This is a genomic window from Thermodesulfomicrobium thermophilum DSM 16697, from assembly GCF_059568695.1.
Genome location: NZ_JCANTW010000014.1, coordinates 19,380 through 42,876, shown reverse-complemented (window position 1 = coordinate 42,876; position 23,497 = coordinate 19,380). Strand labels below are relative to the sequence as shown.

The window sequence follows — 23,497 nt, the reverse complement described above, 5'->3', positions numbered from 1 at the left end:
ATTCTCCTACGCAAAGATCCATTCCAAGATGGCCTTCTGAATGTGGAGGCGGTTTTCCGCCTGATCGAACACAATGGACTGCGGACCTTCGAAGACCTCCTCGCTCACCTCTTCGCCGCGGTGCGCGGGCAGACAATGGAGGAACTTGGCCTCCGGATGGGCGAGGGCCATGAGCGCGGCATCCACCTGAAATCCGGAAAACGCGGCAAGCCGTGCTCCGGCCTCGGCTTCCTGCCCCATGGAGGCCCACACATCGGTGTTCACGTAATGGGCCCCACGCACCGCGGCCTTGGGGTCGTGTCCCAGTTCCAGCCGGGCGCCGGCGGCGCGGGCCGCGGCCACCACCTGGGCGTCGGGCTCGAATCCCGCCGGGGTGGCCAGACGCAAGGTAAAGCCAAAGAGCGCGGCGGCCTCGATCCAGGAATGGGCCATGTTGTTGCCGTCCCCCACCCAGGCCACGATGAGCGACCCAAGGTCAGGCGTGCGCTCGTACATGGTGAGCACGTCGCAGAGTACCTGGCAGGGATGAAGCAGATCGCTGAGGGCATTGATCACCGGGATGGAGCCGAAGCGGGCGAGCTCTTCCAGATTGGCCTGGGCAAAGGTACGCACCACCAGCCCGTCCACATAACGCGAAAGCACCCGGGCGGTGTCGCGCAGGGGCTCACTTCGGCCCAGTTGCGAGTCCGCCGGAGTAAGAAAGATGGTGGACCCGCCCAAATGGCGCACCGCCACCTCAAAAGACACCCGTGTCCGGGTGGAAGCCTTTTCAAAAATCAGGGCAATGGTCTTGCCCGAAAGCTGCTCGGAGCGGAAATTCTCCGCCTTCATGGCCGCGCCGCGGCGCACCAGGGCCATGGCGGTCTGGGTCGACAAATCTGCAAAGGAAAGAAAATGCTTCATAGCGTCTGCCTGGAATTAAAGGTTACGGAAAAAATTCCGCTACAAAGCAAGGCCCGGCCTTGTAAAGTCACGGCATCTCCTCGCCATGGGCGAGGTAGGTCTGCCCAAGGCTCTCGGCGATGGCGGCCATGACCGCTACTTCCGGATGCCGGGGCAAACGCTCGGCGCGCCGCACCACCACGTAGTCCCGCACCGGAGCGCCTTCGAGCACGCCGGCCTGACTCGCGCTCCAATAGGTCTGCCCTGTGGCCACCCACACCGCCTCCACCTGGACGCCGATCTCCGTGCGCCCGAGCCCGCCGCCCACGAGCACCGGATGCAGGCGGCCCGTGACCAACACCGTGGCCCCCTTTGTCCGGGCCCAGGCCAGGGCCTCCTCCCGACTGGAGACGCGGGTGTCGGCATCGAACTCCAGGGCGGGAAAGACCCGCAAGCGCCGCCACACATCGCACAGCGTGCCGGTGAGTCCCACGCTGATGGCGCGGCGGTGCCGGGCCTCGCCTTCCAGGACGAAAGGCAGGACCACTGCCCGCTCCGGCACGCTTGCCACATTGACGGGGACCACCGACTCTTCCACAGGGGCCAACACCACCCCGCTGTCGGCGTACCAGCTCACCCCGTGCAGATGCAGCGTGGCATCCCCCTGCGGGGCGCAGGCCGCAAGCAGCATAAGCAGCATCCCAAGACAGTAGCGCACGTCTCCTCCTTACGGCTCCCCCCAGGCAAATCCCGGGACTTCGGCTACGCACTGGGCTACCGCCAGGTCCGTCAACGCGTCCATTTCCGGTCCATGGGGCAGCCCCGCCAAATGGAGGAGCCCATGGGCCACGAGCCGGGCCGCGTACGCCCGGAAGGGCTGCAGGTAGAGTTCCGCTTCCCGGGCCACGGTATCGGCAGAAAGCACCAGATCCCCCAGACGGTCGGGCTCTTCGGTGGGAAAACTGAGCACGTTGGTAGGCCCCAGACCACCGGCGAAACGCGCATGGAGCTCGGCCATTTCCTGGTCGTGGGTGATGCGGATCGCCAAGCCGTGTAGGGGAATTTGCAAGGTGCGCGCCAAACACCGCACAAGGTCCGCCAGCTCCGAAGGGGAAAAAGGCAGGCGGGGATCGGGAAAAGTATCAACGACGATGTCCATGGGAGTTGCTCCGGGAAGGATCGGAGGCCGCGCTGCGGGCATGACGCTCATAGGCCTGCACGATGCGGCCCACCAAAGGATGTCGGATGACATCGGCCTGATCGAAGTGCACCATGGCCACGCCCGGGACGTCCCGCAGCACGGTGATGGCCTGCACCAGGCCGGAGTCCACGTGGCCCGGCAGATCGATCTGGGTCACGTCCCCGGTGACCACCGCCCGGGAGCCATAGCCCAAGCGGGTGAGAAACATCTTCATCTGCTCCGGCGTCGTGTTTTGGGCCTCATCCAGGATGACGTAGGCGTCGTTGAGAGTGCGGCCGCGCATGAAGGCCAGCGGCGCGATCTCGATACTGCCCGAGGCCATCATCTCCTGCACGCGCACCGGGTCGAGCATGTCGTGCAGGGCGTCGTAGAGGGGGCGCAGGTACGGATTGACCTTTTCCACCAAATCGCCGGGCAAAAATCCGAGCTTTTCCCCGGCCTCCACGGCCGGACGGGTGAGCACCAAACGCTTGACCCGCTTTTGCAAGAAGAACCACACCCCCACCGCCACGGCCAAGTAGGTCTTGCCCGTGCCTGCAGGGCCAATGCCCAACGTGAGATCACTTTCCCGCAATGCATGGATGTATTCCCGCTGCCGACCGGTCTTGGGCATCACCGACTTGCGCGAGGACACCACAAACACCGACTCCCGGTAATACTGGGCCAGCCTGGCCTTGGGGTCACGCAGCATCAGGCGCAACCCCTGCTCCACATCCCGGTCGAACAGGCGGTAGCCCGCGCGCACCAAATCCGCCACCTGGGCAAAGAATTCCGCCACCACGTCCACCATGATGGTATCCTCGCCTGCAAGGCGCACGGTCGCCCCCACGCTACTCACCGAAAGTCCGGTCATGCCGGCCACGGTCTCCAAAAACGCCCCGCCCGGGCCGCAGACCTCCCGGGCCACGTCGGCGTCTCCGAAACGAATCTCCCGCTCCACCGTCGGCTCCATCCGTTGCCAAACCCCCATCCCTGACCTAAAAGGCCGCACTGTATTTCAACGCACCGAGGACCTATGCCCCAGAAACCACCCACACTTCCCGCCATTCGGCCAGAAACCCACGCCGCCGTGCGCGAAGCACGCCACATGGTCTCCCAGGCGCTCAAAAGCGCCATCCGCACCAACCTTGCCGCCTTGGCCTGCGCCGGACTCTATGCCTATGCCAGCTCGCAGCGCTTTTGGGAGCGCAAAGGCCGCAGCTGGTGGGCCAAAACCCGGGCCTTTGCCAAAACCGCATATCTCGCCTTACAGGAGGACGCCTTCGGCGCGGATCTGCACATCGAGACCCACAACCTGGACACCATGCTCGAAGGCAGCGCCCCGCTGCTCGCCATCCCGCCCTCACCGGAAGAGGTGGACCGCATGGTCACCCGCCACAAACCGTCAAAAGGGCCAGGGCCATCCCCTTCCTCCAAGACCGGCCGCTCCTAGCCGCCAATGGTGGTCATCACCCGCTGGCATACGTTGTTCCGCTTGCGGGCCGCCAAGAGCTCATATCCCAAAGGTTTGGCGGCATTGGCTCGCTGAAAGAGCTCCAAGAGCTGCGTGCGCTGGTAGTCCGGGCGACGCAGCACGTCGGCCACGTCGTATTCTTCGTCAGAAAACAAACAGGTGCGCAAACGGCCTTCGCAGGTCACCCGCAGCCGGTTGCAGCTGGCGCAAAAGTGATGGCTCACCGCAGAGATGACCCCAAAACGGCCTTGCGAGCCGATGATACGATACATGCGGGCCGGACCGCTATGGGGTTCGGTGTTGGTTTCCGGACGCAGGGTCTCCATGGCATGGAAGGCCGCCACGATCTCCTCGGCGGACCAAAAATTTTCCTCGGTCCAGCGGCATTGGTAGCCGATGGGCATGAACTCGATGAAGCGCACATCCACCCCGTAGGTGCGGGCAAAATCCACAAAGGCCGGAAGTTCCGTGTCATTGATACCGCGCAGGGCAACCGCATTGATCTTCACCCGGATGCCGGAAGCCAGAGCCTCCTCGATGGCGGCCAGCACCACGCGGTGGGCATCCACCCCGGTGATTTGTGCAAAAGTGCGCGGCGACAGCGTATCCAAAGAAATATTCACGGTGCGCACCCCGGCGTCCCGAAGCTCGGGCATGCGACCAGCAAGCAAGGTGGCGTTGGTGGTGATGCGAAGATCGAGCTTGGGAAAGCGCGCGTGCAGTCGCGCCACGAAGGGCACGAAATCCTTGCGGGCAAACGGTTCTCCGCCGGTCAGGCGCACCTTGTGCACCCCGAGCTCCTGGGCAGCCGCCACGATCTCGATCATCTCCTCGTAGGAAAGGACGCGCTCATGAGGGATGAAGGAAATAGCTTCCGCAGGCCGGCAATAGAGACAGCGCAGATTGCACCGGTCCGTGACGCTCAGCCGCAAGTAGCTCACCGTGCGGCCGTGACGATCCATGAGCATGGGCACCTCCAATGTGCTCGTGGGCATAGAAGCACCCGGCAGGAGTGTCAAACTGCGGCGCCGCTTTGAGAGTCTTGGGATTTTTGGACATCCGCGTTGTGTTGTGGCGCTCGTATCTTGATCCGGCGCCGGCCAGGGACGGACCACGCAAAACATTGGCGCCCCCGTGCCGAAGGGTGCCCAGCAGCACGAACACGTTTCCGCCCTCCTTGACCCAGATCAAAGAACGAACGCGGACATCCAGAGTATCCGGCGCTCATCAGCCTCCGGACAACTTTTCGAGTAAAGCAGGCGCCACCCCAACCGTCCCCAAGGTGCACCATGAAATGGACCAAGAACGCAGAAGAAAGCATACGGCAGACACCATCCTTCGCGCAGTCCCGAATGAAAAACCAGAAGGATCCTCGCCGAGCAAGTCCTGGGGAGCATCTCTCCGCCTGCCCCAGGCAACGCCAGCAACACCAAGGGGAGATCAAGGGCTACCGGGTGGAGAGCTGCTTCGGCGACCGAGGTTGTCCCAACCGGATCGACAACGGCGACGACCTTCTCCAAGCCCTGAAGCGACACCTGGACTCCCTGGACCTCCAAAGCCAGCTGCAAGAAAGGATCCGCGGGCCCCTCAAGTCCCATCATGAATTCAAGATTTCCATCTCCCACTGTCCCAACGCCTGCTCGCGGCCGCAGATCGTGGATGTGGGCTGCATCGGCGCCGTATTCCCCCAGCCGGGAGCGGCGACGTGCGCTTCCTGCATGCGCTGCATTGCCGTCTGCCGAGAAGGAGCGATCCGGCTGAGCGGAGGCGCACCCGTGATCGCCCCGGAACGCTGTCTGGGGTGCGGCCAGTGCATCCGGGTGTGCCCCACTGGCAGCATCGAGGAAGACCGGCGCGGCTACAGGGTGCTTGTGGGAGGCAAGCTCGGCCGCCATCCCCGCCTGGGGACCGAACTTCCCGAGCTCGCCTCCCCGCAGATGGTGTTGGAGGTGGTGCACAGATGCATCGAGCACCACCTGCGGCACTGCCAAGGCGAACGGTTCGGCGAGGTGATCGAGCGCACCGGCCTCGATTTCCTCCGCCGCTGACTCCCGTTGTCCTTCCAAGCGTTTGTCCTGGCCTCCGCCCAAACCCCAGCGCGGAACACCACAGCACACAAGGCCTGCCCAGCGGATGCTCCAAACGGATCCTGGCCGCGTCAGCAAGCCGCAAGGTTATCACGCACATTCACAGCTCTGGCCGTGCATGAGCTGTGGACGGAAGCATGGAGAGGTTCGTTAGGCAAGAAACACAATCGGCCTCATGCACGATGCACACCGTGCATGAGGCTGATGCACTGGAAAAATTGGGCTGCAACGATCGTTTGCTGTGCTGTGAGATAGCCAAACGCGAGAGGGCCGCCGTACGGCGGCCCTCTCTACTGAGGAAGCTCCCGACTACCGGTTCAGCGCCCGCTCCTGAGGGAAGATGGGCAGATAGCGATAGGAAAGGCTCATGACCAGGAATCCGTACGCGACGATCATAAGCGAGGTGGACCACTCCGCCCAGTTGGGGGAGTAGGAGAACCACTGATCAAAAGGCATGACGGGAATGGCCAGGGCCTGCACGGTGAAGACGAAGCGGTTGATGACGATGCCCACGCAATCGAGGATAGCCGCCGTATACAACAAGGCAGGACGATTGCGCACCGCCGGAGTCACCAGCATGATGGCAGGGATGATGCCGCACCAGAAGAGCTCCGCCCACAACCATCCTTTGCCATAACCGGCTTCACTATTGAACATCTGATCGAAGGTCAGGCCCATGCCCGGCAAGATCCCCTTGGCCCAGGCATAGGTGTCGAGGATCTTGAAGAACATGTAGAAGCACAGGAGCAGACCAGCGATCTTGCCCATGAGCTTCTTGGTCTCGTAGCTCACCAGCTTACGACCGGTAATGGTCTCCATGAAAGTGGCGCACAGCATGGTGAAGGCCGGGCCCGAAGCAATCGCCGAGGCCACGAACAGGAAGAAGGTCCACGGCCAGATGAAGAAGCCTTCGCGGAACACAAAGGGCCGACCAAAGAGCACACCGTACATGCCGCCCAGGGACCCCTGATGGAACGTGGACAGGAAGGTGCCAATGCCCGCGAAAAGCGGCATGTACACGTGGAAGTTATGGGCCAGATGATGGCAGAAGCGGTTCTTGGCGATCTGGCGATTCTCCAGGATCAGGGGCACATACTCAATGATGAGCACGGTGCAGTAACAGGTGATACAGAAGATCACTTCCGTCAGCATGGAGTGCACATTGGGATGCCAATAGCCGAACCAGGCCCGCAGCGGCTGGCCGATATCCAGCACCAAGATGAGCATGGCGCCGGAGTAGCAGAGGAAGCCGACGATCACCGCCAGGTTGATGATGTTTTTGAGCTCATCGATGCGCATGATATAGCGCAAGAACCCGGAGAAAAAGGCGCCCGCGCCCAAGGCGATGACCGCCAGGTCGAAGGTGATCCACAAACCGAAACCGAAATAGTTGTCCAGGGCGGTGACACCGATACCCGTGCCCAGGACCTTGTAGGCGCCGTACGCACCCCACAAGAGGAAGATCGAGATGAAGCCGAGCCAGGCCAAAAATTTGCCCAGATCGCAGCGCTCCACCCCCTCAGGCCAGAATTCTCTCTCAGACATGCTCGCCTCCCTTGAGTTCCTTCTGCAGGTAGTTGTCTCCCAGCTGCCGCACCCAATCCCGCTTGGAGTAGTAGTACACCTGCGGGTCCGTGCCGAGCCGCGCCAAGAGGCGGAAGGCATACTTGGAGGCAGCGAGCTTGGCCACGCGGTGCTCGGGATTTTTGAGATTGCCAAAAACAATGGCCCCCGTGGGGCAGGCTTCGGCACAGGCCGGAATATACGCATCTTCCGGTAAATCCAAGGGATCGGCGCCATTAGCACGGGCCTGCTCCTTGGCGGCGTTGAAACGGTGATGGCAGAAGGTGCATTTTTCCACTACGCCGCGGGGCCGGGCCGATACGTACGGCGTGAGGGTCTTTTCCATGCCTTCCGGCCAAATGGGATCGAACCAGTTGAAGTAGCGGGCATGATAGGGACACGCGGCCATGCAGTACCGACACCCGATGCAGCGCGGATACACCTGGCTCACAATTCCGCCCTCTTCGTCCTTGGTGGTTGCCACCACAGGACAGACCGTGGAGCACGAGGGGTTGCCGCACTGCATGCACGGACGCGGCAGGTAAGCAATCTCCAGATCGGGAAATTTCTTCCCATTAGAGAGTTCATAGATATTCATCCAATCCGTGGTACGCAATTTATTGGATGCATCTTGCATGGGTGGAATGTTGTTTTCCGCCCGACACGCAATGGAACAGGCCCCACATCCCGTACATTTGTCGAGATCGATGACCATGCCCCACTTCACTTTGAATTCCATATGTTGCATTGCTGCTATCCTCTTCTCTTTTCCAGGGTGCAGAAAAGTGACGCCTTAGGCCTTGCGCACGCCCACCGGCGCAGTGGCAAAGCGGGTAAAGCCCGCCACATCCGTCTGCGTGCCCAGGATCTGAAACACGTTGGCGCCCTTGCCTCTGGAAAAAGCATCCCATGCGGTATGGCCGAGACCTAGCGGCGCCATCACTGCGCCGTCCACAACGCCTTCGAAGATGCGCACCCGGGCACGACACTCACCACCCGCCCCCGAAAGGGTCACGGCGTCACCGGCACGCACCCCCAGCTTGGAGGCCGTGGCGGCGTTCATGGCCACCACCATGTCTTTGCCCTGGAGTTCCCGCGGGCTGATGACATTGGTGCCAAAGGGCGGAGTAGCGACCTTGGGGCTGCCGATCTTCAAATTGGCCACCGGCACCAGGGTGACGTCCGTGGCAGATTCTTGAAGGGCCGGAGCCTGGACTTTGGCCAGGTCCAACTGCTGCACGGCAAATTCCGTCCCCAGCCATACCGTGCCCGTGGCCGCGGCTTCGAAATCCAGCCCCAGGGCCTCGGCCTTGGCCTTGAGCACCTCCTCAAAGGAGGCAAAGCCCAAATCGACGCCCGCTTTGGCGGCCACGCCCAGGGCCACGTCCGCGGCGGCCTTGGTGGCGAAGAGCGGCTGTTTCAGGATGGGCGCGGCCATGGTGTAATTGGCCTGCCCCGAACCATAGGGGGTGTAGGCGTCGTCGTAGCGCTCGTAGGTGAGGCTATCGGGCAAGATCAGATCCGCCTGAGCCGCAGTCTCGTCCATGAAGGAGCTGAAGGACACCACAAACCCGGCTTTATCCAAGGCGGTCTGTGCGGTCTTCAGATCCGGCAGCGCGTAGGCTGGGTTGGCGGCATGCACCAAAAGCACTTTGGGCGCCGGCGCGTTCCCCGCAGCCACGGCGGCCAGATAGCCCACCACATCGCGGCCCATCATGGCCTTCTTGTCCGGGGCGGCGGCCACGACCTTGGGACCCCACGGCAGCACCATGACACCACCCGGCATGTTGATGCGGTCGAGCAGCACATTGACCGCCAAAGCGGCCGCAGCGTCGGACACCGCCAGCCCTTGGGCCGCGGTCGTACCCGGCACCACCAGGGGCTTGCCTGCCACAAGCAGTTCCTTGGCCAAGCCGAGCAGGGTTTCCGGCGCCACACCGCTGCGCGTGGCCACCACATCCGGGCTAAAGCCCGCGGCCTGTTTGCGGAACTGCTCCAGCCCCGCCACATTGGACAGCGCACGGCGCTCCAGGATCATATTGGCCAGGCCCATGGCCACGACGCCCTCAGTGCCCGGCGTACACGGAATCCAGGCATCGGCCACCGCAGCGGTCGCGGTCATGGCCGGGCCCACGTACACCACACGCACGGCCCGCTCCCGGCCATCGGCAAAGGCCTTGGCGTTGCGCAGGGTCGTCCCCCACGCGCCCAGGGCGTCAGCACCCAGAAGAAGCACATAATCCGCCCCTTCCAAGTCATAGCCCACCAGACCGTCGCCGCCCAAAAGCCCCAAGGCCGCGGCAGCGGCAGCGCCTTCACTGGGCATGAAATAGGTCTGCTCCGAACCCAAGGCCGCCACCAGTCCGGCCAGGACTTCGGCCGCGCTACCGGTGTCATCCCCGCTCACCAAGGCCACGTCCTTGCCTGCGGCCTTGAGCTGCTCGGTCAAAAGCGCCTCGGCTTCTTCCCAGGAGATATCCTCGAAGGAATCGCCCACGCGCTTCTTGGGGCTCCGCACCCGAGATGGGCTGTAGAGGAGTTGCACACTGGCCGCGCCCAAAGGACAGATGCCGCCGCGGCTCAGGGGATGCTCGGGATTGCCGTACGCCGCCACCGGATGGCCAGCCACCAGCTTCACCTGAACGCCATAGGCATCCGTACCCAGCTTACACAAGGAGGGAAGGAGTGTCTCCTCGCCGTACTTCAAACGAGGGATCCATGGCCAATTCTGCGACCAGATGGAGACGTCATCCAAGGTCTTCCACACCACCGGAGTGGCAAGGCTGCCGACAACGCCGCCTGCCACCAGAGAAAGAAAGCTTCTTCTATCAAGTCCCATGTCCCACTCCTCTATTTATGGCATACGAAGCAGGCGTTACTGGCGCCATTTTGGGCATGACACCGCTCACATTCCCACATCTTCATGGTGTTCTTGCTGTACCCGGAGATGCGGTTTTCATAGTACACCGGAGGATTCTTCATGTTAGCCACATCCAAGTGACACTTGGTGCACTCGATATCCTTGTGTGCGATGTGGGAAAAATAGACATTGTCCGGCTGGTACTGGTACACGAGCCACTCCACTTCCTTGCCCTGCTGCACGTACTCGGTGACGAAGCGCTCCTCTTCGGGGTCTTCCCCTTGCACGTCCGAATGGCAATCCGCGCACGATTGCGTCGTGGGCAGGCCAGCAAAGGAGCCGTTCTCCCGGAACGTGTGACACTGATCACATGTCATGGCCTGATCTTCCACGTGCACCACATGGTCGAAGCGGATGGGCTGGGTCTTCTGACTGTACAAGACCTTGGGGAATGCCCACCACCCCAGGACCAGCGACGCCACCACACCCACGAGAAACGGCAGAACGACGCTGCTTTTCGAGTTTGCCACGGTCCTCTCCTCCTACCGCGTTGAAATGTTGAAAAAACAACAAAAAAATAATGCCGAGCTCTACGCACGAGCCTTTGGCCCTGTCAAGACTTTATGAAAAAAATCACGAGACACCGCAAAATGTACTCGTCTCAAATCATTGGAGATATCACTTCTCCCACTCCTCCGTGCCCCACAAAAACTCCCCGTCTGCGAGCACGGGCAACTGGCGGTCTTTGGCCGAGACGATGGGAACATACGCAGGCCAGGGGATAGCCAGATCCGGGTCGTCCCAGCGAATGCCCGCCTCAGCCTCCGGGGCGTAGAAGGCATCCACCTTGTAGGCGACCTCGGTGTCGTCTTCCAAGGTCATGTACCCATGGGCCAGTCCTTTGGGTACGAAAAGCTGCCAGCGGGCCGCAGCGTCGAGCTCGAAGACCTCCCAGCGCCGATAGCTCGGTGAGTCCCGCCGCAAATCTACCACCACATCCATGATGCGGCCACGCACCACCCGCACGAGCTTGGCCTGGGCATGGGGAGGCGCCTGGAAATGGAGCCCCCGCACCGTGCCTGCCCGTCGGGACCAGGCGCTGTTGTCCTGCACGAACCGGGCGCCAATGCCGGCCTTCCGCCACACATCCTCGCGGTAGGTCTCGCAAAAGGCGCCCCGGTCGTCTTCGAAGCGCCGCGGCCGCACCAAGACCACTCCTGGGATGGATCCCGTCCGAATTTCCATAGAGGGCCCTCCTGGACGTCAAACTCGCGGGCAGCGCTATCCCAAAAAAGGACCCAGGACAACAGCAAAACCGAGGGCAATGCTCCGAAAAACCCCTCTCGGCACCAATCTCCACTATGCCCTATGAGCAAAATTTATATTCCGCTAGGCGGCCTTACAGCAAACACCTTTGGCATCACGGACTTTCCATGGACCGTTTCCAACGTATCCTCGGCCTGCACCGTCTGCTCCAAGGCAGAAAGACTCCCATCGCCCGCCGCGACATCGAAACGCACCTTGAGTGCTCCCGGGCCACAGCACGCCGCATCATCGAAGAATTACGCGATATCGCCGGGGCGCCCATCATCTATGACCGCGCGGCTGGGGGATACCGCTACGACCCCGCCGCGCCGGCATTCGAACTCCCCGGCCTCTGGTTCAACCCTTCCGAGCTCCAGGCCCTCATCGCCAGTCTCGAGTTCTTGTCTTCGGTGCAGCCCGGCCTCTTCACGCACGACATCAAGGCCACGGCGCAGCGCATCCGCCGCCTGCTCCAGCATTCGGGGCACACGGCACATGCCCTGAGCCACGCAGTGGTGCTCCAGCAGTTTCGAAGCCGCCCCGTGGATCTCAAAGTCTTCGCCGCCATCCTGGAAGGCATCCTGCGCCATCGCCAAGTATGCATCCACCACCGCCACCTTGGCGATGCCCAGGCCTCGGCGCGGATCATCCACCCCTGGAGGCTCGTGCACTACCGTGACGTCTGGTACGTCCTCGCCTGGTGCCCCAATGCCAAGGATACCCGCCGCTTCGCCCTGGACCGCATCCCGCAGGCCACGATCCTCGCGGAAGGCGCAGCCCCGCCAGACACCGCCCGCATCGACCAGTTGCTTTCCCAATCTTTCGGCATCTTCCACGGCGAGCCCACTGCCACGGCCGAGCTCGTCTTCTCTGGCTATGCCGCCCACCTCGTGGCCACAGAAATCTGGCACCCCCAGCAGCACGGAACATGGCAGGACGGCGTCTACCACCTCAAGGTCCCGTACGCGGACCCCCGGGAACTCATCCTCGAAGTCCTGCGCCACATCCCCCATGCCCAGGTCCTCGGCCCGCCAGAGCTGGCAGAGGAGTTTGCCTCCCGCGTCCGCACGGCAGCAGCCATGCTTGAGGCGCGGCCAAAAAAATCTTCAAAAAAAACGTAACTACCAGGGTCCGCTTGTGATAGGGAGGACACAATCTCCTGAAGGACGAAGTCATGCAAAAAAATCAAAAAAATGAACTCAAGAGCCCAGAGACTCAGATTTTGAGCCTGTGGGGTGGTAGATGGCAGGCCAACCCGAAAACCCCAATCGAAGCAGACAGTCTCCCAAGCCAAGGCAAAGCGGTAGCTCCACATAAGGACATCCCAATGAGACGGACCCGCCACCCCCAACCTCCGCCCCCTCGACCGCGGCCAATGCTTTCCCGCAAAGCACCCCCCGTGACTCCCCCCATAGAGCGACCACTGCTCCGCTCGGGCGGCGCAAGCGTCCGCCTATCCCAGGCCGCCCCGCAGCACAGGCTTGCGGCCCTCTTTCCTCGCAACCCCGCGGGCAGCACCGAAGGCAAGGTGGTCCCATGGATCTCGCAAATCAGCGCACCGACCGTGCCTCGCGCCCACACCAAGGGCCGACAGCTTCCATCAACTGGACGTGTGCGGCGATTTGGGTATAGCCACGAGCCAAGTCTCACGCCCGAAAACAACGGGGACGCTGTGCGCAGACACCCTCGGCCCAATGGGACAAGTCCACACCCCCACCCACAAGCCCTGCGCACACTGCTTCGTGCGGAGTGGGGAGATGGGGAAGATTGGCTCGTGCCCATGCCCGTGACTGGCACAGTGCCCCTGTGTCTACCGACCTTGTTGAGGAGAGAGACGTGGTGACTAACGACTTACGGAAAAACTCTTTCACCCATTTCTTCAAGACGGCCACCGGTGGTTGCATTCCCTATGAGTGGCAGACCTTGGTTGCCATCGAAGGGCTCCCCGATGTGCTTCCAATCCCAACAGGACTCGGCAAAACGGAGGTCGCGCTCGCGTGGGCGTGGCGCCTGCTTGCCAACAAACAGCCGGAGCCGCTGCATCTCGTTTACTGCCTACCGATGCGCAGCCTCGTCACGCAGACGACACAGCGGTTGAAAGCCTACTTCGACAACCTCAGGGCGAAGTGGCCCGAGATCGACGTCGAGGTGTATCAGCTCATGGGCGGCGCCATCGATGACGAGTGGATAGGCCATCCTGACAAGCCTTGGGTGCTCGTCGGCACGCAGGACCAGCTCCTGTCGCGCGCGCTCAACCGCGGGTACGCGATGAGCCGCTTCGAGTGGCCGGTTCACTTCGGGCTGCTGAACAACGATTGCAGGTGGCTCATCGATGAGGTGCAGCTCATGGGGCCGGGCCTGTGGACGACGGCGCAGCTCGACTGGATGCGGCGCAAGCGGTTTCCATCGCTCAAGCCGTGTCTGACAACGTGGATGAGCGCCACGGTGGGCACGTCGTTCCTCGGCACGACGGATCGTAAGCGTGACGCCATTGCCGACCCGTCGAACGAGCAGGTTGAATTCGAGCGCAAGCTCGACGCCGCCATCAAAGGCGACCAACAACTCGGTTGGTGGCGCGCGGCGAAACGCCCACTGGCGTGGTGGCAGCCAGAGGCAGCAGCGGAGCCGGCGACCCGTAGAGGCAAAAAGCGAGGCGCAGCAAAGTCGGCTGCAGCGACGTCCGTCACGCCGGACACCATCGCCGCCTCTGTGCGGGCGAAGCACATGCCCGGCACGCTCACGCTCGTCATCTGCAACACGGTCGAGATGGCGCGCTCCGTGTTCCGTGCCTTGTCGTCGATCGAGCACAAAGTGCTCCTCACGTCGCGGTTTCGTCGCGAAGACCGCGCACGGCACGAGCAGCGCCTCATCGACTTCGACGCCCGGCGCAAGGCGGGCACGCTTTCGAAGGACGATCCCGGTCTCATCTGCGTGAGTACGCAGGTCATCGAAGCAGGCATAGATATCTCGGCGCATCGTCTGTTCACCGAACTCGCGCCGTGGCCATCCATGCTGCAGCGCCTGGGTCGATTGAACCGAAAGGGAGACGATCAGGATGCTCAGGCTTGGGTCTGGGAGACGCCGAAGGAAGGCGGAAACAAGAAGATCGAGCGCATCGGGCCGTACGAAGCCACAGATATCGATCGCGCTAAGAAGCTCGTCGATGCTTTCGCCCCACTCTCTCAAAGAGAGGCGTTCTCGGACGCCATCGCTCGGCTGAGCACGAATAAGCAGAAGGAAGTGACCGAGGCACTCCAACCAAGGCCGAGTCCGCTGCCGCGCGCACTCGATGTCCACGGGCTCTTCTCTACCGAACGTGACGTCCACGGCGGCTTCACCGACATCAGTGCCTTCGTACGCGGCACCGATCCCGACCTCGATGTGACGGTGTTCTGGCGTGACTGGGACGGCGATGCCCCGCCGCGCGGCGAGGATCTCGACGGCCCCTTGCTCGATCCGGCGAACGAAGGCTGCCCAGTTTCCTTCGTTCGCGTTCAAGAGATGCTCGAAAGCAGCAAGGCCAAGGCCTGGCTGTGGGACGACGAGGCGGATCAATGGGAGCGCGTGAACTACCGCGACATCCGTCCCGGCATGCTCGTCATGCTGAAGCGCGACGTCGGCGGCTACGACGCGACCGAAGGGTGGACGGGGGACAAGTCGAGCGTGCTCACCGAAGTGCCGCGCGCCGGACGCGGCGAAACCCTCCGAGACGACACGAGGACCGAGGCCGGCTACTGGTCAAAGCTCGAAGACCACCTCGCGGACGCGAGCCGGGAGGCCAAGAACCTGTGCGACGCGCTCTCGCTCACGGGTGACCTGCAGCGTGCCGTCGTCGAAGCAGCGGGTCTGCACGATCTCGGCAAGGCGCATCCGCAGTGGCAGGCCGCGCTCACCAATCGCGGGCCATTCTCTGCTGCCGAGGTGCTCGCCAAGACGCCTCGCGGCTCGCGGCCCTTCCGTCCCGGGCTTCGCCACGAAGCCGCCTCCGCCCTGGCGATGTGGCGCAAGTACCACCACAGCCAGTCAAAGCCGTATCCGGCGCTCGCAGTCTACCTAGCGGCCGCGCACCACGGAAAGGTGCGCACGGTGATGCGCTCAACGACGGACGAAGGCGATGACGTCTTCGGCGTACCGAGCGAGCCACGCGCGCTCGTCATCAGTGACACCGAGTGGCCCCTCGACTTCTCGATCGCCAAGGACGGCGCCGAGGGACGCTGGGAGGGCAACGAGTTCGTGATGACCGGGCCTGGCTGGACCGGCCTCGTCGCCGATCTGCTCGGCCCGTGGCGACCGGAAGAGACGAGCGAAGCCGGCGCGGTGCCCGAGGGTGAGCCGAGGCAGCTTGGTCCCTTCGCCCTCGCGTATCTCGAAGTGCTGGTGCGCATCGCGGACTGGCGAGCGAGCAGGTGCCCGAGTGCTCGAATTTCTCCAAGGAGCGAGCTATCGATCCAGCACGAGAACCATGGGGCAGTAGCAAACATCATGTGCAACACGCCACTCTAACATAAGGATGGGTACCGATGAGCAAACCATCTTCAACGCATCCACTGCCAGCGGCACCCCGATACCACGATCTCCCGAAGGCAAGGAACCGGCCTGCGCGCGGCGCTCCTGAATTGACCAAAATCCAGGTAAATTTGGAGGTTGTCACACCGATTCTCGGGGGCAGTTGCCAGACTCGCACCATCGACGACGTCGACGTGATTCGAGTGCCCTCCGTCCGCGGGCATCTGCGCTTCTGGTGGCGGGCTCTGTATGCGTGCCGGTACGCGAGTTCTGAAGACCTGTACCGGCGCGAGAGCGAGTTGCGGGGTCGCGCAGCGGCCAATGATGGCGGGCGCTCGGCGGTGGAGGTCCGCATCCGCGTGATGTGCGCTGGGAGCCCGGACAGCAGTGAGATCCGGCTGTATCCCAGCCAAGGCCAGAAGGCGACGCCCGGCGCCTACGCGCTCTGGCCGGCACGGGGCGACAGGAAAGATACCCCGCCGGCTCCGCGCCGCCATCCCGGCACGCAGTTCGTGCTCACCCTGCAAGTTGCAGGCACCGAATCCGACGTAACCGAGGTAAAAAACGCCCTGCGCGCATGGATTCTTTTTGGCGGCTACGGCAGCCGCACGAGACGCGGCCTCGGGAGCTTGACGGTGATTGGCGATGGGTCTGGCTGGCTGCCGGCAGCTGCGACCCGCGAAGCGTTCACGCAATTGTTTGGACATGACATTTTTGCGTACATCCCAAATCCGCTTGGAGATGTACCAAATCTTGGAGATGTACCAAAGCTTTGTGGTGCAGGATTCCATATCGGCCAAGAGGAACCAGGGGCTGAGATTGTGTGGGAGACGGCGCTCGACTGGCTGAAGGAGTTCCGCCAGGGCACGCAGGGGCCGCCAGGAGATCGCGCCCGCGAACCCGGAGCCGGCAAGGCGCAGCCAAACCGGCCTTCGATCTCCAACTGGCCGGAAGCGGACAAGATCCGACACATCAAGGGCAAAACCAGCGCACATAGGCCGCGCCACAACGCAACCCCCGCATGGCCGCGCGCGGGCTTCGGTCTGCCGATCATTGGACAGTTTCAGACGCAGGATCGTACGGGACAGCGCTTCGATCCTCGGAATCCGCGGAAGGGAGGCTACGACGAACTCGGTCCCTTCGAACTGCGCTGGCGTGCGGGCACCAAAGAACACGATCGCCTCGCAAGCCCGCTTATCGTAAAGGCGCTGCCGCTTGCCGACGGATCGTTCGTGCCATGTGCACTCTGGTTGAATCGCGGCTATCCGAAAGACGCCCAAGTTGGCCTTGTGCGCGAGCGAAAAGGGCAGAAAGAAATAGATCCAAGTAGCGTGGCTCCATTTGATCGGCTCGTTGCCACGGGCGACACGCCCTGCTTTTCGGCGCTTGCCGGCAAAACCAGTCTCCGCCAGGCGTTTTTCAACTGGCTCCGCACCCAATACCAGACGACGGTGGTGGCCCCATGAGTACGCATCTCCTCCTCATCACGCTTGGTCCCGTCCAGGATTTCATTGCGCAGGCGCGGCGCACGCGCGATCTCTGGTACGGCAGCCACCTGCTGTCGGAGTTGGGTCGAGCTGCGGCGCGGGCGCTCGTCGCTGGTGGTGCAGAGCCCATCTTCCCCGCCCTCACGCCCCCTGATCCGGAGCTTGCTCCGTGTCCGGCACCCCTGCGCCCAAACGGCAACCCACCGCAAAACATCGCGAACAAGCTCCTGGCCGAGGTTTCCGCAGGCACCGACCCGCAGCGACTCGCGAAGGCCGCGCGCGACGCCGTGGCGGACTACTGGCGCAACCAGGTCGCCGCTCCCGTGAAGACAAAGTGCGCGGGGCTCCTGGCGCCGAACATCGATGCGGTGTGGGACGAGCAGATTGACAGTTTTCTCGAGTTCACCGCGAGTTGGCTGCCGCTCGGCAACTACGCCGCGACACGCCGGCAACTCGAGCAGGCCATCGCGGGCCGCAAATTGCTGCGCGACTTTGATCCTTGGACAAAGGGGCGCGGCAACGTGCCGAAGTCGAGCCTCGACGGCGCGCGGGAGTCGGTGCTCGCTCCGCCAAAGAACCGCGACGCCAACCTGGTTCGGCGCTACCGCATCGCCGACGGCGAGCAACTCGACGCCGTAGGTCTGGTCAAGCGCGCCGGTGGAGATCCTGAGCAGTTCGTGCCCGTGGTCAACGTCGCGCTGGCCTCGTGGCTTGCGCATGCAGACCAGGCGGCGCAGGCCGAGCTCGACGCCTTGAGGTCGGCGTGCCAAAACGCCGGCGTCTCGCGCGTCAATCGCGACGACCTCCCGTGCGTGAAGCCTTTCCCCTTCGACGCCAGCGTCCTGCTCCCAGGCCGGTGGCGATCCATCTTCGAGGAGCAGGGACTGAGCGGTGATCCGGACGCCTGGGGCCGCCAGCACGTCAAGCCGCTTTTCCAAAAGCTTGGCGAACCGTATCCCTACGTCGCCTGCCTGGTCGCCGACGGCGACCGCATGGGGCGCGCGATCGACAGCCTCGGCTCTGCAGACGCACACCGAACGTTCTCGGGGAAACTGGCGGGTTTCGCCGCCCAAGCGCGCGCGATCGTCGAACAGCGGCATCGCGGCGCGCTCGTTTATGCAGGCGGCGACGATGTGCTCGCCTTCGTGCCGCTGCCCGAGGCGCTCGCCTGCGCCGATGATCTGCGCACGGAATTCGAGAACACTATGGCGACCGCGTGCGGCACACTCCCTGCCGACCAGCGCCCGACCCTGTCTGTGGGCCTTGGCATCGGCCACGTCATGGAAAGCATGGGTGACCTGCTTGGGCTCGGACGGCAGGCCGAACGCGAGGCGAAGCGCGACCGCAACGCGCTCGCGGTGCTCGTCGACAAACGCTCCGGCGGAACGCGCGCGTGGCGGGCGCCATGGGACACCGATCCCGTCCGTGCCCTCACCGAGGCAGCGAAACTGCTGCAAGACCGCATCCCTTCACGCAAGGTGTACGAGATCGCCAGCATCCTCACGCGCCTGCCCAAGCCAGACGACGCGAGCGGCAATGGCTGGGCACGGGTGCTCGTGCTCGAGGTGCAGCGCTCGCTCTCGCGCATCGAGGGCGGCGGCCTGCAGTCCAAGGATGTCGGGCTCACTCTCGATCTAACGACGGACTACGAAAATCTTTATAAGCACGTCAACGAGTGGGTTGCGCGGCTGCTCATCGCCCGCGTTTTCGCGCGCGCAGCCGTGTAACCAGGAGGCCGCAGCATGGCGACAATCACTACACACTTGGTTCTGGTGCCTCGAGACGGCTTCTTTGCCAAGGACGGCCGCGGCTGGCACACCAGCGCCTCCGGGCGCGGTCACGGGCTCGACTGGCCCTGGCCCTCGACGGTGCTCGGGGCGCTGCGCACACTTTGGGGACGCGGGGAGGAAACCCGGACGGGCACTGTCTTCACCCCGCAAGACTGGCAAACGCGCACGCAGGCCGTTCGGCTTGGGAGAACGCTTGTGCTCCGCCGTCGGCATGGTTCCCCTTGGAGCACCAAATATGCCATCTGGCCCGTGCCTCTGGATGCGCTCTGGCTCGAAGGGAAAAGCACGGTCCACCGGCTCAATCCCGTAAAGCCAATTGCGCCGACGCTCGGGCGCAACGACGATGAAGCCCGCGAAGCCCTTTGGCGGCCGGTGCTCGAGGAGACGCAGAAGCCGCTCGCTAGCCCGCGCTGGTGGGGCCATGAGGACCTTATCTCGTGGCTTTGCGGCAAAGACGTGCAGGTGCGCCAACCCGCGCTCGCGCCGAAAAGACGCATCCAGGTCCACGTCGGCATCCGCCCCGAGGAACTCACCTCTGACGATGGTGTCCTCTTCTCGCACGATGTGGTCGAGACCCTTGAACCTGACGGCGAGTGGGCGATTGGCGTGGAAGTCGAACTGCCTTATAGCAACTTGTCCTATGTCGCGACCTTGGGCTCGGATTCGCGTCTTGCTTACGTCGCCCCCTTACCGGCGGCTCTGTTCAAACCTCCGATTGAGGTGTGCAGGGCGTTTTCGGGCCCGGGTCTTCGGCTCGTGGCGGTCTCCCCGCTTTGCTTCAAACAGGGCTGGCTGCCCGATAAATTTTCCGCGAACTCAAACGGCGAGTATCGCGGCCACATCGCGGGGATCGACGTCATCCTGCGCGCGGCGTTCGTCCCTCGTCCGGTCCATCTGTCGGGATGGGACATGGCGAAGCGCGAGCCCAAACCGACCTCGCGCATGGTTCCGCCCGGATCCGTCTACTTTTTCGAGCGCACGGACAATCGCCCGTGGAGCGAATCCGAGGCAAAGGCTCTTTGGCTCGCCGCCCTCGGCACACGTACCGACGAAGGCTTCGGCCGCGTCGTTCCTGGAGTTTGGCACCTTTAAGGAGAGTCCCCCATGATGACAAAACCTTTTTTGGTACACACCCTTTCCCCTCTTCACGCCGGCACTGGCCACACGCCGGACATCATCGACCTGCCCACGGCACGCATGAAGGCGACCGGAATTCCCTTCCTGCCCGGATCGTCCATCAAGGGCGTGCTGCGTGACGCGCGGCGTACGATTGACACTGAAAAGACAGAGGCCGTTTTCGGGCCGTCGAACGATCCCGAAGAACACGCGGGCGCCTTGGTCGTCGGCGATGCCCGCCTGCTTGCACTGCCGGTGCGCAGCTTCCGGGGCACGTTTGCCTGGGTCACATCGCCGCTTCTTCTGACGCTCGCCAAACGTGACCTCAAAGACACGGGCTTCGGCATTCCTTCTATCGGCGGCCGCGGGGCACTCCTGGCAAAAGACAGTATCTGCCCCCACAACGGCAAGCTCTATCTCGAGGATCTCGACCTGCCTGCAGAGGAAAACGCAGCCGCGACCGCGTGGGCGAAATACCTTGCGCCGCTCGTTTCCCCCGGGGATGACATCTTCACCAAGCGCTTCGCCGTGGTGGACGACGACACCATGGCGTTTCTCTGGGAGACCGCGACGCAGGTGGACGCCCGCGTTCGTCTCGACGAGAACACGCGCACCGTCGCACCCGGCGCGCTGTGGCTGGAAGAGAGCCTCCCGCCCGAAACTCTGCTCGTGGGCCTTCTCGCTGCGGACAAAAGCCGGCGTCAAAAAGTCCCAATGACGCCCAAAGATGTCCTCGACTTCGCACTCTGCGGCGAAGAGGTTTTCCAGTTTGGCGGCAAGGCGACGACCGGGCGTGGCCGCTGCCGGATCGTGCCATTCAAAGAACGGAGCTAACCATGACCACGACTGATGCCCAGAAAAAACCGCTGTTTCGGGATCAACAACGCGCGCTGCATGCCTACGCCGCAGTCGCCGAGGTTCCACGAGAACAACAAAACGACTACAAGATCGCCGTCAACGATCTCGGCGCCAACATCCTGCGCAACGGCCTGTGCGCAGCCATCGCCGCGGTGCAGCGCCTCGGCAGCCGGGGCGACATTGTCCTCAAGCATCTTGCGTCTGCGGGTGTCCCCGGCCTTGAGGGCGCGACAGATAAGGACATCGCCGGGCGTATTCGCGAACTCGACGCCGATGCCTACATGATTGCCACACGCGAGATGCTGCAAGTCGCCAAGTGGCTCAAACGCGCCGTACAGGCCACCTTCGATGAGGAATGACCATGAGCCCAACCAGTATTTTTGATATTATGCGCTCCCGTAAATATACAGGCTACCTTCGAGGAGGAATGACCATGCGCCAGGTCCTACCGAAGGAGAAAACGCCGGATCACGTGGGGCTCGCCTACGATGTATGGGGGCTTACCGGCGATGACGGCAAAATCCCGGACGACAAACGCTCCCGGTGGCTGTCGAAGGTAGCCGACATTCGCATTGCCGCTGACTACACCCACAGTTACGAGCGGTGGAAGGCGAGCTTCACCAATCCCGGCGACCGACTCGCCGAACTGACCCTCGCAAGCCGCCTGCTGATCGGACACGGCAATGCAAGTGCCGTAGATGTCGGTCTTACGGTGCATCACACCTGGGGCGTGCCGATCATTCCGGGCTCGGCGCTGAAGGGGCTTCTCGCCCACTACGTGGACGCGACCTACGGGCCGAGCGACCCCGGCAAAAAGCCCTGGGAGCAGAAAGACGAGGAACGCACCCGCGCCGACTACCAGGGCGTGACATGGAACCGGCGCCGCATCGAGCGCGGCCCCGGCGCAGTCTACCGCGCGCTCTTTGGCGCGCCCGACGCCCGTGAAGATGCAACGATGCGCGAACACGGCTTCGACGCCGGCGCGGCTGCAGGCCTCGTCACGTTCCACGACGCGCTCTACGTGCCGGACAGCGCCGCCGGCAACACGCCCTTCGCGGTCGATGTACTCACGGTGCATCAGAAGAGCTACTACGACTCCACCGGCCGAAACGCGCCCAATGATTATGACAGCCCGAATCCGGTCGCATTTCTGACAGTACGGCCCAAGTGCCGATTTCTGCTTGTCCTCAGCGGACCGGGCGAGTGGACGGACCTTGCTGCTCGCCTCCTTGCGGATGCGCTGGAAAACTGGGGCGTGGGCGGAAAAACTGCCGCCGGCTACGGAATCGGTACGGTGGGCGAATGGAAAAGTCCTGAGCCGCGACGCTCGAAGACCGAGCAGGCAATTGCCGAGTTAGAAAAGCACGGCAAGGACGCACTGTGCCTCGACATCGAAAGGTGGCTGCGGGGCGAAGCGGTCACGGGCCCCATGCGTGACCTGCTCTCGTCTGCTCCCGGCGCCGCGTCCAAGGATGTCCTGGACGTGGTACGAGCGATCGGCGCGAAGTTCGAACTGCGCGAGGCATGGTCGAACCGCATGAAAAACAAGAAAGCCGACGAGCAGAAGAAGGCTCGCGCACGCGCCCTCATCGAGGCGTGGGACAAACTGTTTTCCGCAGAAGACAACTCGTGAGGAACTCATCTGAGCACGGTGCCAAGGCGAAGACGCGCGGCGGCGCAGGATCTCGGCATGTTGCGCGAGGCCGCAGCCACCTATGAGCACGGTGTCAGGGCGAAGACGCGCGGCCATGGCGGCCGGCAGGGCACCCTGCGAGCGCCGGGAAGAAAGCTGGGCGAATCCTTGGCGAGATCTGGACGCGACTGTGAAGCCGGCCATGTCGCCTGCCGAAATGCGCAGCTGTTTGCGCATGGGCGCGCCGAACAGCACGGGCGTGGAGCGCCCGCCGCGCGGAAGGACGCGATAAAGGACCGCCTTGGCGGATGCCGCGCCCTCCCCGTACGCCCTCTTTGGATTCCCCTTCTTGTCCCTTCTTGAACCGGGAAAAAATCAGTTTCTGAAAAAATCCTGTCAGAATCCCGGGCGGCATCCGTCCTTGCCTGTACCTGCGCCCCAAAAGGCGCGGAGCATGCGCTAAGGTAAAAATTTTTTTCAAAAACATTGACAACCAATTTTCGTTTTGTGTTTACTGTCACAGGTCATTTTGGCTGGATTTCAGAAAATTTCAGAAAACGGAATCGAGAGTTGCGCGAAAACATGGAACGAAAAAACGAATTTTTAGGTAAAGAAAGCCAACTTCGACTCTTGCTTGGCCTGAACCGCACAGCGGCGTGCATGAAGAAGCCATCGCGGCGCCGCCGCCGCGATGGTTCATGGATCACCAATCGCTCTCGCCAGGTCCAAGCACAAAATCGGAAACTCGACGCACGC

Annotated in this window: 20 protein-coding genes; 10 read left to right on the top strand and 10 right to left on the bottom strand. The window is 62.9% G+C overall.

The window, feature by feature from the left end:
• Window positions 1–6 precede the first annotated feature (6 nt).
• The 4 genes from argF to BR00_RS07465 all read right to left on the bottom strand — a co-directional run bounded on the left by argF (window position 7) and on the right by BR00_RS07465 (window position 3,035).
• Window positions 7–903, bottom strand: a complete 897-nt coding sequence (argF, locus tag BR00_RS07480; protein ID WP_496476969.1) for an ornithine carbamoyltransferase — start codon at window positions 901–903, stop codon at window positions 7–9.
• A 67-nt stretch (window positions 904–970) separates the two neighbouring features.
• Window positions 971–1,600 (bottom strand): hypothetical protein, encoded by a 630-nt coding sequence (locus tag BR00_RS07475; RefSeq protein WP_496476968.1) that lies wholly within the window; start codon window positions 1,598–1,600, stop codon window positions 971–973.
• A gap of 9 nt (window positions 1,601–1,609) precedes the next feature.
• The gene (ybeY, locus tag BR00_RS07470; protein WP_496476967.1) at window positions 1,610–2,041 is read right to left on the bottom strand and encodes an rRNA maturation RNase YbeY; all 432 of its coding nucleotides are present in this window, start codon (window positions 2,039–2,041) and stop codon (window positions 1,610–1,612) included.
• Window positions 2,025–3,035 (bottom strand): PhoH family protein, encoded by a 1,011-nt coding sequence (locus tag BR00_RS07465; protein ID WP_496476966.1) that lies wholly within the window; start codon window positions 3,033–3,035, stop codon window positions 2,025–2,027. Before BR00_RS07465 ends, ybeY begins: the two co-directional genes overlap by 17 nt.
• A 63-nt stretch (window positions 3,036–3,098) precedes the next feature.
• Between BR00_RS07465 and BR00_RS07460 the strand changes: the two genes are divergently transcribed.
• Window positions 3,099–3,515 carry a hypothetical protein gene (locus BR00_RS07460; RefSeq protein WP_496476965.1) on the top strand — a complete coding sequence of 139 codons (417 nt, stop codon included), beginning with the start codon at window positions 3,099–3,101 and terminating at the stop codon, window positions 3,513–3,515.
• Here the strand turns inward: BR00_RS07460 and moaA are convergent.
• Window positions 3,512–4,504, bottom strand: coding sequence for a GTP 3',8-cyclase MoaA (gene moaA, locus BR00_RS07455; protein WP_496476964.1), 993 nt, complete (start codon window positions 4,502–4,504; stop codon window positions 3,512–3,514). The genes BR00_RS07460 and moaA overlap by 4 nt on opposite strands.
• Window positions 4,505–4,888: 384 nt before the next feature.
• Here moaA and BR00_RS07450 point away from each other — a divergent pair, with 384 nt between their 5' ends.
• Window positions 4,889–5,584 (top strand): 4Fe-4S dicluster domain-containing protein, encoded by a 696-nt coding sequence (locus BR00_RS07450; protein WP_496476963.1) that lies wholly within the window; start codon window positions 4,889–4,891, stop codon window positions 5,582–5,584.
• A 348-nt stretch (window positions 5,585–5,932) separates the two neighbouring features.
• Here the strand turns inward: BR00_RS07450 and qrcD are convergent, their stop codons facing one another.
• From qrcD to rfbC, 5 genes are all read right to left on the bottom strand, one after another.
• On the bottom strand, window positions 5,933–7,168 hold the full coding sequence (qrcD, locus tag BR00_RS07445; protein WP_496476962.1) for a menaquinone reductase integral membrane subunit QrcD: 1,236 nt from the start codon (window positions 7,166–7,168) through the stop codon (window positions 5,933–5,935).
• Window positions 7,161–7,934, bottom strand: coding sequence for a menaquinone reductase iron-sulfur cluster-binding subunit QrcC (gene qrcC / locus BR00_RS07440; RefSeq protein ID WP_496476961.1), 774 nt, complete (start codon window positions 7,932–7,934; stop codon window positions 7,161–7,163). The genes qrcD and qrcC overlap by 8 nt, the downstream gene beginning before the upstream one ends.
• Before the next feature lie 45 nt (window positions 7,935–7,979).
• Window positions 7,980–10,025, bottom strand: a complete 2,046-nt coding sequence (gene qrcB / locus BR00_RS07435; RefSeq protein WP_496476960.1) for a menaquinone reductase molybdopterin-binding-like subunit QrcB — start codon at window positions 10,023–10,025, stop codon at window positions 7,980–7,982.
• Between the two features lie 11 nt (window positions 10,026–10,036).
• The gene (gene qrcA / locus BR00_RS07430; RefSeq protein ID WP_496476959.1) at window positions 10,037–10,576 is read right to left on the bottom strand and encodes a menaquinone reductase multiheme cytochrome c subunit QrcA; all 540 of its coding nucleotides are present in this window, start codon (window positions 10,574–10,576) and stop codon (window positions 10,037–10,039) included.
• 148 nt (window positions 10,577–10,724) lie between these two features.
• Complete coding sequence (rfbC, locus tag BR00_RS07425; protein WP_496476958.1) at window positions 10,725–11,291, bottom strand: dTDP-4-dehydrorhamnose 3,5-epimerase; 567 nt, start codon at window positions 11,289–11,291, stop codon at window positions 10,725–10,727.
• 188 nt (window positions 11,292–11,479) lie between these two features.
• Between rfbC and BR00_RS07420 the strand changes: the two genes are divergently transcribed.
• The 8 genes from BR00_RS07420 (at window position 11,480) to cmr6 (ending at window position 22,741) form a co-directional block, all read left to right on the top strand.
• Window positions 11,480–12,472, top strand: coding sequence for a helix-turn-helix transcriptional regulator (locus BR00_RS07420; protein WP_496476957.1), 993 nt, complete (start codon window positions 11,480–11,482; stop codon window positions 12,470–12,472).
• 715 nt (window positions 12,473–13,187) lie between these two features.
• The gene (cas3g, locus tag BR00_RS07415; protein WP_496476956.1) at window positions 13,188–15,854 is read left to right on the top strand and encodes a type I-G CRISPR-associated helicase/endonuclease Cas3g; all 2,667 of its coding nucleotides are present in this window, start codon (window positions 13,188–13,190) and stop codon (window positions 15,852–15,854) included.
• Between the two features lie 17 nt (window positions 15,855–15,871).
• Window positions 15,872–17,323: a type III-B CRISPR module RAMP protein Cmr1 gene (cmr1, locus tag BR00_RS07410; protein ID WP_496476955.1), complete on the top strand. Its 1,452-nt coding sequence runs from the start codon at window positions 15,872–15,874 to the stop codon at window positions 17,321–17,323.
• Entirely contained in the window at window positions 17,320–19,071 is a 1,752-nt protein-coding gene (gene cas10 / locus BR00_RS07405; protein ID WP_496476954.1) for a type III-B CRISPR-associated protein Cas10/Cmr2, read from the top strand. The genes cmr1 and cas10 overlap by 4 nt, the downstream gene beginning before the upstream one ends.
• A 15-nt stretch (window positions 19,072–19,086) precedes the next feature.
• On the top strand, window positions 19,087–20,226 hold the full coding sequence (locus BR00_RS07400; protein ID WP_496476953.1) for a type III-B CRISPR module-associated Cmr3 family protein: 1,140 nt from the start codon (window positions 19,087–19,089) through the stop codon (window positions 20,224–20,226).
• Window positions 20,227–20,238: 12 nt separating this feature from the next.
• Window positions 20,239–21,084, top strand: coding sequence for a type III-B CRISPR module RAMP protein Cmr4 (cmr4, locus tag BR00_RS07395; RefSeq protein WP_496476952.1), 846 nt, complete (start codon window positions 20,239–20,241; stop codon window positions 21,082–21,084).
• 2 nt (window positions 21,085–21,086) lie between these two features.
• Window positions 21,087–21,467: a type III-B CRISPR module-associated protein Cmr5 gene (locus BR00_RS07390; protein ID WP_496476951.1), complete on the top strand. Its 381-nt coding sequence runs from the start codon at window positions 21,087–21,089 to the stop codon at window positions 21,465–21,467.
• Window positions 21,468–21,469: 2 nt separating this feature from the next.
• Complete coding sequence (gene cmr6 / locus BR00_RS07385; RefSeq protein WP_496476950.1) at window positions 21,470–22,741, top strand: type III-B CRISPR module RAMP protein Cmr6; 1,272 nt, start codon at window positions 21,470–21,472, stop codon at window positions 22,739–22,741.
• Window positions 22,742–23,497 lie beyond the last annotated feature (756 nt).